We start from the raw sequence: 12330 nt of genomic DNA on the forward strand, positions 1-12330 counted from the left end.
GCCGTTCGTCAGGCAAGGCGGTTCAGGCGATCAGGCGCCCTCGGCCGCCAGGTCGTCGTCGTCCATGTCCTTGCCGCCGTTCGCCGGCTTCGGGCCGCCGTTCTTGCGGGTGCGGCGCTGCGGGCGCGGCAGGGCGGTGGGCGGCGGGGGAGGCGTGGGCGAGCCGCCGCCGAGGATGAGCTCGGCGAAGGTGGCCATGGCCTCGTCCAGCTGGCCGCCGATGCGCAGTTCGGACTCCTGGTTCGACTTGCGGACCAGGGACTGCAGCGCGTCGGCGTCCGGGCGGGCGCCCACGGTCTCGGCGACCTTGGTGAGGCTCGCGTCGACCGTGCCGCCGAGCTCGGAGATGCGGCTGGCGAAGCCGTCCTCGACCTTGTCGAGGCGGTTGGTCATGTTGTCGAGCTGCGAGGTGACGAGCTCCAGGCGACGGGCCAGGGACTCGAGGCGGTCGGCTGCGTCGACCTGGTCGCGGGACTGCTCGATCGCCGCGTACAGGGCGGTGCGGGCCTCGTCCAGCTTGCCGTTCACGACGTCGCGGGTCTCCGCCACGGCGCCGGACAGCTCGGTGCGGGTCTCGGCGAGCGAACCGACGAGCGCGTCGCGGGTCTCGGCCAGCGTGCCGGCGAGGGAGTCGCGGGTCTCCGCCACGACGCCTGCCAGTTCGCCGCGGGTCTCCGCCACGGCGCCGGACAGCTCGGTGCGGGTCTCGGTGAGCGACGCGGCCAGCTGGTTGTGGCGGTCGGTGACGGTCGAGGTCAGCTTCTCGCGGCTGTCCGTGATCGCCCCGGCCAGCTCCCCGCGGCTCTCGGCGATGGCGGTGACCAGCTCGGTGCGGGCAGCGGCGAGGGCGTCACGCTGCTCGTCGGCGCGGCCGTGCACGCTGGAGAAGGACTCGGCGAGGATCTTCTGCAGGGCCTCGCGGGTGCCGTCGAGGTGCTCGTGTACGCCCTCGTCCACCTCGTCGAGACGGCCACGCAGCGCGGCCTCCAGCGCTTCGACGCGCTCGCGCAGCGGGTTCGTCACGGCGGCCGGGATCGCGTCGACCTTGCCGTCCTGCTTGTCCAGGTGGCCGTCGAGGTCGTCGATGCGCTTGTGAATGCTCGAGAGCTTGTCCTCGAGACCGTCCATGCGGCCCGCGACACCCTCGAAGCGGCCGGCGACGCCGTCGAGGCGTCCGTCCAGCTGGGCGAAGGGCTTGGCGAGCTTGTCCACCAGGGCGTCGACCGCGCGACCGATGTCGGCGACGGCGGTGTCCTGGGCCTCCAGCTTGGCGAGGGCCTCGTCCAGGCGCTCAGCGAGAACGCTGACCTCGGTGCGGTCCGGCAGCTCCGACAGGCGCTTGCGAACCGAACCCAGCGACTCCAGAGGCGACATCCGGGCGTGGATCTCGTCCAGCGCGTCGAAGATCTGCTGCTGCTCGCTCTCACGGATCTCCGCGGCGCGCGTGAGCATGTTGCGCATCCGATCGAAGGACATCGTGGAGTTGTTGTTCTCTGTCACGGCTGAGTGCCTTCGTCCAGGGGAGGGGGAGACCACGGGAGCCTATCCGCGTCACGGGACGTCGCTGTACCACCCCCGCCAGAAAAAGGCTGGGTGCGGACGGGCAACTAACCCGATCAGGTTACCCGACTACTCTGAACGCCAAGTGACCGGCCGAAAGCAGGCAGTAGCCACCGATGATGTTCCTACCTTGGGGTGACTCAAGCCTCGCGTTGGTTGCAGAAAGTTGCTGATCACGGATCTGCAACGACGTTGACGCAGCAAATGATCATATCGAGGGCAAGATCATTTTGGCCAGCACTGAAGCGGCGTGTCGCCTGGAGTAACGTGTAGCAATGTCCACGCCGCTTACCTTGGAGTCCATCCGCAGCGCGCCGAAGGTGCTGCTGCACGACCACCTCGACGGTGGCCTCCGCCCGCAGACGGTGATCGAACTCGCCGATGCCACCGGCTACCAGGGCCTGCCCACCACCGACGCGGGCGTCCTCGGCGGCTGGTTCCGCGACAACGCGAACTCCGGCTCCCTCGTGCGTTACCTCGAAGGCTTTGCCCACACGTGCGGAGTCATGCAGGACGAGGCGTCGCTGGTGCGAGTCGCCGCCGAGGCCGTCGAGGACCTGGCCGCGGACGGCGTCGTCTACGCCGAGATCCGCTACGCGCCCGAGCTCAACACCGACAAGGGCCTCTCGCTGGAACAGGTCGTCGAGGCCGTCCAGGAGGGCTTCCGCGTCGGCGAGCAGCGCGTCGCCGCGACCGGCCGCAAGATCCGCATCGGCACCCTGCTGTGCGCGATGCGCCAGAACGAGGGCTGGCTGCGCATCGCCGAGCTCACGGTCCGCTACCGCGACCTGGGCGTCGTCGGCTTCGACATCGCGGGCCCCGAGGCCGGTTTCCCTCCCACCAGGGGCCTCGACACGTTCGAGTACCTGCGCCAGCAGAACACGCACTTCACCATCCACGCCGGTGAGGCGTTCGGCCTGCCGTCCATCTGGGAGGCGATCCAGCACTGCGGTGCCGAACGCCTCGGCCACGGCGTGCGGATCGTCGACGACATCAAGGTCTCCGGCGACGGCGACGTCCAGCTGGGCCGCCTGGCCGCGTACGTCCGCGACCGCCGCATCCCGCTGGAGATGTGCCCGACGTCGAACCTGCAGACCGGAGCCGCCCCGACGCTCGCCGACCACCCGATCGGCCTGCTCGCGAAGCTGCGGTTCCGCGTCACCGTCAACACCGACAACCGCCTGATGAGCGACTGCACGTTGTCGAGCGAGTTCGCCGCGCTGGCCGAGACGTTCGGCTACGGGTGGGCGGACCTGCAGTGGTTCACGATCAACGCGATGAAGTCGGCGTTCCTCGGGTTCGACGAGCGGCTGGCGATCATCAACGAGCTGGTCAAGCCGGGCTACGCGGCCCTCACCGCCCAGCCGTAGCAGCCCACGCGCTCTCGTCGATCACGCTGAGCTTCCGCAACGGCTCCCACCACGCGCGATTGGCGGCGTACCAGCGGATGGTGTCCCGGACTCCGGCCTCGAAGCCGATCTCCGGGCGCCATCCGAGCTCGCGGCCGATCCTGCTGGAGTCCAGCAGGTAGCGGCGGTCGTGGCCGGGGCGGTCGGCGACGATCGACTTCCGCGACTGCGGCAGGCCGAGCTCGTCCAGCACCAGGTCGGCGATCTGGTCGACGCTCGCCTCGACACCCGTGCCCACGTGATACGTCCGGCCGATCTCGCCGTCCCGCAGCACCGCGTCGATCGCGCGGCAGTGGTCGAGCACGTGGATCCACTCGCGACGGTTGTCGCTCGACGCGTAGACCGGCAGTTGCTCGCCGTCCAAAGCACGAGTCGTGAACAGCGGCAGGACGTTCTCGGGGAACTGGTTGGGGCCGTAGTTGTTCGCGCAGTTGGTGATCGTCACCGGCAGGTCGAACGTCTCGAAGTACGAGCGGACCGCGTGGTCCGCGCCGGCTTTCGACGCGTTGTACGGCGTGCGCGGCTGGTAGGGCGAGCCCTCGTGGAACGCCTCGGTGGCGTCGAGCGCAAGGTCGCCGTACACCTCGCACGTCGACACGTGGTGAAACCGCTGGACGCCCGCGCGACGGCAGGACTCCAGCAACGCCTGCGTGCTCAGGACGTTCGTGCGGAAGAAAAGGCCGGGATCCAGCACGGCGAGGCTGTTGTGCGACTCGGCGGCGAAGTTCACCACGACGTCGATGCCCTCGACGTCCGCTTCGGCGATGTCCGCGTGCACGAACGGCACGTCGGCGGTCAGGTTCGCGCGGGTGCCGCGGTAGGTCAGCGCGTCGAGGGCGATGACCTCGTCCGCCGGGTGTTCGCGCAGCCAGTAGCGGGTGAAGTGCGAGCCGATGAACCCGGCCGCGCCGGTGACGAGCACGCGCATGGTCAGTCCTCCGAGGGGATCGCTGCGACGCCAGGAGGTTCCGCGCCGGGCCAGCCGCGGAACTCGACCTCCAGCTGGAACCGGTGGCCCAGGTAGTGGTGCTCGGACAGGGCGATTGGGTGCTCCGCGGCGTCCAGTGCGATGCGCCGCACCAGCAGCACCGGTGTGGCGGCCGTGACGCCGAGCAGGGGACCGACGTCGCCCGCGGCGACGGCCGCGATGCTCTGCCGCACGACGGCGATCTGGTTTCCGTTGCGGCGCAACGTTTCCCAGGTTCCGGGCGACTCGGCATCGGCACGGCTCACCGGTGCGGCCAAAGCCAGGGGCACCCACTCGGTCACGACGTCGAGCGGCGTGTCTCCGGTGCGGCGCAACGAACGCACGCGCAGCATCTCGCCAGAGCCCAGCGTCGAAGCGACACCGGCAGAAGCCTCGCGGTAGCCGTACTCGAGGACGGACCGCACCAGCGCGACACCGGCCTCGGCGACCGCCGACTGCGCGTGCTGGAACGTGCCGAGCGCGAGCGGCTGGGCGAACGACACCACGTACCAGCCGGCGCCCTTTCGCGACGCCAGCAGGCCTTCGTCGCGAAGCTGCTCCAGTGCGCGGCGCACGGTGACGCGGCTGACCTCGTAGCGGCGGCCTAGTTCGGCCTCGCTCTCGATCGACCCGGCCGGACCGTAGTCGCCGAGCGTGATGCGCTCCCGCAGTTCAGCGGCGAGACGCTGTGATCGAGAACCTGTCATAAACCTGTATCATACAGGTGTCTCAACCGGATGTGGTTCCGGTCGTGGGTGACAGCTGATCGACAGCTCCCGCTGGGAGAGTTGGTCACATGCGCCCTGCACTGATCGCCGGAGGACTCGCAGTCCTCGCCTCGACGGCCCTCGCCCTGCCCGCCAGCGCCGACTCCTGGGAGAACGCCGCCTTCTACGCCGGAACGGACCTGACCGGCGCCAAGCACTCGGTCGACCTCACGAACAAGCAGTGCGTGAACACCACGCCCGCGAAGTCCGCGGCCAACATCTCGGCCGCCGACATCGAGGTCTTCTTCAACGCGGACTGCCAGAAGGGGAGCCCTGGCAAGCCCAGCGACCTCTACTACGTCCTCGGCAGCCTGCATCAGGGCAACTTCCCGTTCCCCGCGGTGAGCTACCGGGTCCGTTAGGCACCAACGCGAAGGGGCCGCTCACCAGAAGTGAGCGGCCCCTTTTCACACAAGAGCTCAGTTGCTGTTGAGCCGGTCCTCGAACGTCGCCTGCAGCGTGCGGAACGCGGCCACCTCGGCGTCGTACGGAGCGGACGGCGCGAGACGCGTCGGGTCCGGCGACACGACGAACGACACGAGCCAGCCCAGCGACTCGGACGAGGCGAGCGCGTCCTTCACGGACTCGTCCTCCGCCCACTCGGCCGCGTCCTCGAACAGTTCGACGGCGAGGTCGAGCTGCTGCGGGTCGAGGGAGTCGGGGCCCTCCTCCATGTCCTCGGCGATGCCGGTGAGCACGTAGACGTTGTCGTCGTTCACGTCGACGTCGAGCTCGCCCGCGGTGGCCTTGACCTTGATGTCGTTCCAGGTCTCGACCTCGGCCAGGTCGTGCTCGTCGTTCTCGGCGACGAAGCGGCTCAGGGCACGGTGCGAGCTGAAGACCTCGATCTTGCCGCGGCGGCCCAGGAACACCGGGTCGTCGCCGAGGTAGCAGCGCAGCGTGTAGAACTCGCCGGCCGAAGTGATGATCTTGATGGGGTCGACGCCGACCTCGGCCCAGAAGCCCGTGGGCTCGGCCTTGTCCTCGTCGGAGTCCTCGTCCGCGGGGGAGTCGACGGCGGCCGCGGCCGTGGCGGCCTCCAGCGCGGCGAGCTCGTCCTGCGCGACGGAGAGCTCCTTCTCGGGGACCTCCGGCGTGTTCACCACGCTGTCGATCGCGTCGAGGACCTCGTCCCACTTCTCGGAGACGACCTCGGACAGCTCGCCCCACAGCTTGCCGCCGTCACGGCCGCTGAACGGCAGCGTGCCCTGCGGCAGCAGCGAGAAGCCCTCGGCGCTGTCGAGCACCTCGTGGACCTTCTCCAGGTCGCAGACGTCCGCGAGGGCGCGCACGATCGCGATGACGTCGGCGAGCTCGCCGATCGTCCAGGTGTCCGGGTCCTCCGCGACGAGCTCCGGCACGCCGACGAGGTCGAACTGGTGGTTGTCGTCCGGCGAGAGGTCCGCGACGCCCAGCGACGGCACGACCGGCCACGCAGGGTGATCGGTCAGGTCGTGCTCCTCGGCGGTGCGCACGAAGGCGGCGAGATGCGCGGCGTCGGGGAAGACGAACAGGTCTTCCTCGTCGCCGAGGAACGCCTCCCACTCCTCGCCCTTCTCGCGCCAGCGGGGTGCCCACAGAGTGACTACGTCACCCTGCGTCAGCCCCAGCTCGATGGGGACGATGTCCTGCGCCATCCTGACCTCCCGGTCACGCCTGCCTGATGCCGTCGACGAGCCTAACGGTGCTGATCACCGGAGCCACGAGGGGTTGTCGAAGAAAGTGTCGTCGTCGGTGTCCTCGACGCGCGGAGTCCTCGGCCTGCGCTCCGGCGGTGCCTCCGGAGCTGCGGATTTGGGTGGCACGACGGGGTTCCACGTCGACCGGAAGGGTGAGTCGCCGGCGATGGACTCGACGTCGATCGCCATTCCGTCACCCAGCGCCAGCGCCATCTTGTTGAAGCTGACCTGCACGGCGGCGTTCGTCGCGAGCTGGACGGTCTCGGTGACGACCTGCCCGACGGCCTGCGCGCCCTGCTGCAGCAGCGCGGGGTGCAGGTGCAGGGCCTTGATCTCACCCTTCGGCGACGCCGTGACCATGCACAGCCCGTTCGGGTGCTCGACCGTGGCGGTGAGGGCCGCGAGCTCGCGCTGAAGCCGCTCGGTCGCCTGCAAGCGTTCCTCGTTCACCGCCGCCACCCGAGTTCGTCCTCGTCGGGGCCGCGTTCGAGGCCCATGGCGGTCAGTTCACGCGGGTCGACCACTCGGTCCAGGGTCTGGTGCAGGTGGGTGTTGGCGTTGCGCTGGGCCTTGTCGGCGATGCGCATGATCTCGGCGGCCAGCCCGTGCGGGCCCATCCGCAACGCCGCCGGGCTCACCGCGATCTGCTGCGGCGGACCACCGGGCGTGGCGACCACCGTCACCGCACCGTCCGGAGAGGACGCGCGTCCCGTGACGGGACCACTGCGCGTGACGTGCTCCGACACGGCCTGCTCGACCTCGCGCACCTTCCGCGCGGCGCGCTGGACGTCGTCGTCCACTCCGATCACCCCCTGGTGGGGACAGTGTGCCGCATTCCAGGATCTTCGGTGGCGGCATGTAGCAACGCGGTGAGTTCGGCGGCCACGTCGTCGAGGGGTTCGATGCTGCGCTCGGCCCGGCACATCGCGACCGCGCCCTCCGCGGCCGAGACGCACAGGTGGGCGAGGCTGCGCGCACGGGCCGGCGAGACGCCGTGCTCCTCCAAAGACGCGGCCAGCTGGGCCGACCACGCCCGGAACCCGTCCGCCGCGGCCATCAGCGCCTGCGGGCTCGCGTTCTCCTCGATGGACACCGCGAGCACGGGACAACCGGCCTGAAAACCGGTCTCGGTGACGATCTGCCGCCACAGCGCGAAGAACGCCTTCAGCCCGTCGACCGGTCCTTTGCGGAGCTTCGCCGTGAGCACCTTCGAGACGGTCTCCGCCGCCCACTGGACCGCCTCGGTCGCGAGCTGCGTCTTGCCGCCGGGGAAGTAGTGGTACGTCGAGCCGAGCGGCGTGCCCGCGTGCTTGGCGACCTCGCGGATGCTCGTCGCGTTGAGGCCACGCCGCCGGATCATGTCGGCCGCGCCGGTGACGATCTGCTCTCGGGACATCTCAGGCCTCTCTGGCTATAACGCTCGTCATAGGTTAGCGTCCGCCAGGGGTTATAACAGTCGTCATAGATCGGGGAACCTCATGCCGATGATCGAACTGACCGCGCCGGTCGGATCGCTGACGGACGCGGGCCGCAAGAGCGTGCAGCGCGACCTGGCCGCGTTGCTGCTGAAGTGGGAAGGCGCGCCGGACAACGAGTTCTTCCGCTCGGTGGCCTGGACCTACCTGCACGAACTGCCCGCGGGCGCGCAGACCACGGCGCAGGACGACGCGCCGCGGTTCCGGGTGGACGTCAGGGTGCCGGCGGGCGCGCTGTCCGACCGGCGCAAGGCCGGTCTCGTGCAGGAGGCGACCGCGCTGGTGCTGGAGGCCGCCGGACTGGGTGAGGCCGACGCGTTGCGGGTGTGGGTGCTGATCCACGAGCAGCCGGAGGGGACCTGGGGCGCGGGCGGTCAGATCGTGAAGTTCGCCGACCTGAAGGCCGCGGCCCAGGCCGCGAAGTGACTCACCCCGTGGGGCGGTAGAAGCCGTAGAACGACATCCCGCTGTTCGTCGTCCGGATCGGCTGCACCTGCACGGGGTCTCCGGCCTCGACCATCTGGCCGTTGCCGATGATCATCGCCACGTGCCCGTCCCACACGACGAGGTCGCCGGGCAGCACCTGGTCCGCCGGCACCGAGGCGCCCATCGCCTGGGACGAGGCCGGGCGCGGGATGTCGAAGCCCGCGCCGCCGTAAGCCCACTGCGTGAGGCCCGAGCAGTCGGTGCCCTGGGGCGGGTTCGCGCCGCCCCACACGTACGGGGTGCCCAGGGCCGACAGCGCGTTGCGCACGGCCTTGGCCGCGGTCTCGTTCGGTGCTTCGGCACTGCTGCCGTCGGGCAGGTTCACGCCGACGCCCTCGCCGGGCTGCGGCGGGATCGCGACGGGCAGGCGCGGGCCGGAGCCGCCGCCACCTCCACCGCCGCCCGAACCTCCGCTACCGCCGCCGCCGGAACCGCTGCCGCCACCACCGCCGGAGCCGGAGCCGCCGCCGTTGTTGTTCGAGCTGGGACCGGACTCCTGCTGCTTCGGGGTGTCGGAGGCGCCGGAGGTCGAGGTGGTGCCCTCGTCGCCGCCGAGCGGGTCGCCGAGCTTCGCCAGCGCGCCCGCGTCCGGCTTCTGCAGGCCGTTGAGCTGCCCGACGAGCTGCGTGAGCTGGTCGCGCACCTTCTGCAGTTCGGCGGAGGTCTTGCTCTGGTACCCGGACGCCATCCCGGCGAGGTCGGCCACGGCCGCCAGCACGACACCGGGCCCTGCCACGAGGGACAGCGCGAGGGCCGCGGCGAGCTTCGGGGTCGCCTTGGACGTGAACTCGTCGATGAGGCCCTGGATCGCGGTGCGGCCGCCGGTCACCGCGGACACCCCGGTCGAGGCCGCGGTCTTGAGCGTGGAAGCGTTGGAGGACAACAGGGTCGCGGCCGAGGCGAAGGTCGACACGCGGGCGGTGAAGGCGTTGGCCTTGTCGCCGGACCACGTGTTCAGCACGGCCGTCGAAGCCGAACCGTGCCGCGTGCCCAGGTCGGTCATCGCGGTCTGGGCGCGGCCGAAGGCGTCCCCGGCACGCGTGGCGCCGCCGGTGTCACCGTCCAGCTTGGCCAGATCCTCCTTCATGGGCGCGATGAACTGGCTCAGCAGCCCCTCGACGCTCATACCTGTCCCGCCTTGGTGATCGCCGCCTTGTGCGCTTCTTCCTGGGCGATGTACGACTCGCGGGCCTTCGAGACCGCGGTGCCGAGACCGGCCAGACCCGTCGACGCGGCCTTCAGCGCGTCGAGCTGCGCCTGCGCGGCCGTCTGGAAGGCGGCGTTGAGGCCGACCTCGTTGCCCAGCTTCCCGAAGCAGTCGCCAGGAAGGCTGGTGGTGCCGTTCAACGTGCCGCTGCCGACGGTCCCGACCTCGCTCGCCAGACCGCTCACCGCGGACGCGTATCCGGTCAAGGCGTCGAAGTCGACCTTGAGGCCTTGTTCCGCCATCTGAAAGCTCTTCCCCCAGTAGTGACCTGTTCGACTTGATCCTGCCCCGATGGGCGGTACCTCGCCCGACGTTCCGCCAAGATCATGGAACGGTGGGTGTGATCGAGCACTGGAACCGGATCCTGGCATGGCTGGCGGAGCACGCTCCTGCCACCCGTGCCGTGCTGCGGCCGAGATATGACGCGCTGCCGGAGCTTCGGGTTCCGATCGATCTCCAGCTGTGGTGGAGCGTCTACGGCGGCACCGAGGAAGGCCGCTTCGCCGAGATCCTGCCGCCCTTCTACACGCCCCTGGGCGCCGATCGCGCGTTCGTGCTCAGGGACACCCACGTGAGCAAGCCCGTCGACGCCTCCGAGGCCGGCGCGCCGACGAGCGGATTCCACCCCGAGTGGCTGCCGATCGCGTTCGACGGCACCGGCGACGTGCTCGCCGTGGACCTCCGGCCCGGCGTGCTGCGCGGCTGCGTGGTCGAGTGGGACCAAGAGCGCAACGAGATGGTCAAGCCGGAGTGGACGTCGATCGTGGAGATGTTCGACCAGGTCGCGACGGCCCTGGAGACGCGCAGCGTGGTCGGGCACTGCTTCCCGGAGGTCAACTCCGCGGGAGAACTGGGCTGGCGGACGAGCTAGTGGCGTGACCCAGCCCGTTGGCGGGCGTATTCACGCTCAGCAGGGCGCCTCGCGGCACCGCCCCCACGCCCCCATACGGTCCAGTATGAGGACGTGGGGGCGGCACCACGACGCACCCGTCTGACCGCGAATTCACCCGGCAACGTTCTGGGTCACGCCACTAGACCCGTTCGAGGATGCCGAGCGTGATCAGGCCCTCGACGATCTGGTCGACGCCCAGCGCCGCGAGCAGCACGCCCAGCACCCGCACGAGCACCCAGGCGTAGGTCATCTTGACCCAGCGCAGCGCGATGCCGAGCACGGCGATCGCCGCCAGGTCGAGCGCGATCACCGCCGCGAACCCGCCGGCCAGCACGAACGTCGTCTCGACCGACTTCGTGTCCGACAGCAGGAACAGGTAGGCCAGCGCCACGGGGTTCGCGTAGTAGGCGGTGGCCAACTCGTGCGTGCCGCGCGTCTCGTCGTGCGTCGGTTCCTGCTTGCGTCCGAGCACGAGATCAAGCGCGTGCACGAACAGGATGACGCCGCTCGCGAGGTACAGCGCCCCCTCGCTGATGTGGAAGACCGAGAGCAACGCCCGCCCGGCCACCACCACGAACAGGCCGACGCCCAGCGCGATCGCGGTGGAGGTGAACGCCACCCGCCAGCGCGTCCGGGAGTCGGCGCCCTCGGTGTCCATCAGGAACGCCAGCAGGATCTTCGGCGGGCCGACCACGGCGACCAGGATGCTGAACGCCTCCACGAACTTCATGGCGGCCATGATCAGGCGAAGGGCCCGGCGGCGCGCGTCACCTCACGCCGCCGGGTGAACGTGGGGTCAGACGAGCCCTGTGAAGCCGAGGGGCAGTTCCCTGGCGTATCCGGTGGAGTTCGCCAGATTGCTGGAGGGCACGGCCTGGCTCCGGCCGAAGCACACCGACCACGAGTTGGCGCCGACACCGGACGACGTGCAGTACCACCAGTCGAACTGGCCGTGCTCCGCGGTCCACAGGTCCACCCTCGCCGTCGTGGAGAAGGCGCTGGACCGGTTGTTGCGCACGATCACCGCGCCCTGTGCCGAGCCCCCGCTGGCCGTCCTGATCACGCACACCCGCGCGAGGACGTCGGTCGCGATCGCCTTGCTGCTGGCGCAGACCCACTTGTGAGGGCTGGACGTGATCGGGTTCGTGTTGCCGTACGCCTGCCAACTGCCCGTCGCGGCCGACGCGGGGCCCGCGGTCACCAGGATCAGTCCGAGGAGTGCGGTGATGACGGCGATCGTTCGTCTGACACTCATGCGGTGAAGGATCCACACGGGGCTTGCAGGTTTTCTGGAATCCGCAGGTCAGCGTGCGCTGACGAGTTCGCGCTGCGGTACCGCGGCGGCCGTCACGCGGGCGTAGACCTTCACGGCGGCCAGCGCGCCGAGCCAGCCGAGCGCGGTGCCGGTGGTGTTGGTGATGAGGTCGTCGACGTCGAAGATCCGGTTGGCCCACAACAACTGCGAGCCCTCGATCAGCAGCGAGACGCCGTAGCCGATCAACGCGGTCTGGCCGATCGTGCGCTTGCCCCAGAACATCAGCATCGCGCCGAGCGGCACGAACAGCAGCACGTTCAACGTCATCTGGTCGAACGCGATCTGCCCGTCGCGGAAGGTGTCGGCGATCCACTGGAACGGGACGAGCTGCACGGACTGGCGCGGTGGCGCGGTCTGCACCGGCAGGAACGTCGCCGAGAACAGCATGCTCGCGTAGACGGTGATGGTGGCGCCGCGGAAGGTGAGCTGACGGAACAGCAGCTGCGGGAGCAGGAAAACGACCGACAGGAAAACGCCCCACTGGATGCTCGCGAGCTGTGCATTCGTCATGAATCAAAGTTATGAAAAAGGCCCTCCGCGCACATCGCGCTGAGGGCCAGTTCCATCCTCGTA

At 69.7% G+C, this 12330-nt stretch carries 16 protein-coding genes; 4 read left to right on the plus strand and 12 right to left on the minus strand.

Annotation, left to right across the window (positions count from 1 at the left end; all coding sequences use genetic code 11):
* Positions 1-30: 30 nt before the first annotated feature.
* Positions 31-1461 (minus strand): hypothetical protein, encoded by a 1431-nt coding sequence (locus tag OG205_RS36930; protein WP_442916853.1) that lies wholly within the window; start codon positions 1459-1461, stop codon positions 31-33.
* 374 nt (positions 1462-1835) lie between these two features.
* Between OG205_RS36930 and OG205_RS36935 the strand changes: the two genes are divergently transcribed.
* Positions 1836-2930, plus strand: a complete 1095-nt coding sequence (locus tag OG205_RS36935) for an adenosine deaminase (RefSeq protein WP_330272473.1) — start codon at positions 1836-1838, stop codon at positions 2928-2930.
* On the opposite strand, the gene OG205_RS36940 is transcribed toward OG205_RS36935, so the two are convergent.
* Both OG205_RS36940 and OG205_RS36945 read right to left on the minus strand, forming a co-directional pair.
* Positions 2914-3897, minus strand: coding sequence for a dTDP-glucose 4,6-dehydratase (locus OG205_RS36940; RefSeq protein ID WP_330272474.1), 984 nt, complete (start codon positions 3895-3897; stop codon positions 2914-2916). The genes OG205_RS36935 and OG205_RS36940 overlap by 17 nt on opposite strands.
* 2 nt (positions 3898-3899) lie before the next feature.
* A complete protein-coding gene (locus OG205_RS36945; protein ID WP_319975061.1) occupies positions 3900-4643 on the minus strand; it encodes a GntR family transcriptional regulator in 744 nt (247 codons plus the stop codon).
* Between the two features lie 89 nt (positions 4644-4732).
* On the opposite strand from OG205_RS36945, the gene OG205_RS36950 reads away from it, so the two are divergent.
* Positions 4733-5065, plus strand: coding sequence for a hypothetical protein (locus OG205_RS36950; RefSeq protein ID WP_330272475.1), 333 nt, complete (start codon positions 4733-4735; stop codon positions 5063-5065).
* 57 nt (positions 5066-5122) lie between these two features.
* On the opposite strand, the gene OG205_RS36955 is transcribed toward OG205_RS36950, so the two are convergent.
* From OG205_RS36955 to OG205_RS36970, 4 genes are read right to left on the minus strand one after another with little or no spacing between them, the layout of a single operon-like run.
* Positions 5123-6340: a primosomal protein gene (locus OG205_RS36955; protein WP_330272476.1), complete on the minus strand. Its 1218-nt coding sequence runs from the start codon at positions 6338-6340 to the stop codon at positions 5123-5125.
* 54 nt (positions 6341-6394) lie between these two features.
* The gene (locus tag OG205_RS36960; protein WP_330272477.1) at positions 6395-6832 is read right to left on the minus strand and encodes a YbaB/EbfC family nucleoid-associated protein; all 438 of its coding nucleotides are present in this window, start codon (positions 6830-6832) and stop codon (positions 6395-6397) included.
* Entirely contained in the window at positions 6829-7182 is a 354-nt protein-coding gene (locus OG205_RS36965; protein WP_330272478.1) for a hypothetical protein, read from the minus strand. The genes OG205_RS36960 and OG205_RS36965 overlap by 4 nt, the downstream gene beginning before the upstream one ends.
* 5 nt (positions 7183-7187) lie before the next feature.
* A complete protein-coding gene (locus OG205_RS36970; protein WP_330272479.1) occupies positions 7188-7778 on the minus strand; it encodes a TetR/AcrR family transcriptional regulator in 591 nt (196 codons plus the stop codon).
* Positions 7779-7866: 88 nt separating this feature from the next.
* On the opposite strand from OG205_RS36970, the gene OG205_RS36975 reads away from it, so the two are divergent.
* Complete coding sequence (locus tag OG205_RS36975) at positions 7867-8283, plus strand: tautomerase family protein (protein ID WP_330272480.1); 417 nt, start codon at positions 7867-7869, stop codon at positions 8281-8283.
* Between the two features lies 1 nt (position 8284).
* On the opposite strand, the gene OG205_RS36980 is transcribed toward OG205_RS36975, so the two are convergent.
* Entirely contained in the window at positions 8285-9469 is a 1185-nt protein-coding gene (locus OG205_RS36980) for a C40 family peptidase (protein ID WP_330272481.1), read from the minus strand.
* Positions 9466-9792: a hypothetical protein gene (locus tag OG205_RS36985; RefSeq protein WP_330272482.1), complete on the minus strand. Its 327-nt coding sequence runs from the start codon at positions 9790-9792 to the stop codon at positions 9466-9468. Before OG205_RS36985 ends, OG205_RS36980 begins: the two co-directional genes overlap by 4 nt.
* A gap of 92 nt (positions 9793-9884) precedes the next feature.
* Between OG205_RS36985 and OG205_RS36990 the strand changes: the two genes are divergently transcribed.
* Entirely contained in the window at positions 9885-10421 is a 537-nt protein-coding gene (locus OG205_RS36990) for an SMI1/KNR4 family protein (protein WP_330272483.1), read from the plus strand.
* Positions 10422-10581: 160 nt separating this feature from the next.
* On the opposite strand, the gene OG205_RS36995 is transcribed toward OG205_RS36990, so the two are convergent.
* The 3 genes from OG205_RS36995 to OG205_RS37005 all read right to left on the minus strand — a co-directional run bounded on the left by OG205_RS36995 (position 10582) and on the right by OG205_RS37005 (position 12267).
* Positions 10582-11172 (minus strand): MarC family protein, encoded by a 591-nt coding sequence (locus OG205_RS36995; protein WP_330272484.1) that lies wholly within the window; start codon positions 11170-11172, stop codon positions 10582-10584.
* A 66-nt stretch (positions 11173-11238) separates the two neighbouring features.
* Positions 11239-11697 (minus strand): hypothetical protein, encoded by a 459-nt coding sequence (locus OG205_RS37000; protein ID WP_330272485.1) that lies wholly within the window; start codon positions 11695-11697, stop codon positions 11239-11241.
* A 48-nt stretch (positions 11698-11745) separates the two neighbouring features.
* Entirely contained in the window at positions 11746-12267 is a 522-nt protein-coding gene (locus tag OG205_RS37005; protein ID WP_330272486.1) for a VanZ family protein, read from the minus strand.
* Between the last annotated feature and the right edge of the window lie 63 nt (positions 12268-12330).

Origin of the sequence: Lentzea sp. NBC_00516 (genome assembly GCF_036346835.1) — a bacterium.
In the GTDB taxonomy this organism is placed as follows: Bacteria; Actinomycetota; Actinomycetes; order Mycobacteriales; family Pseudonocardiaceae; genus Lentzea; species Lentzea sokolovensis.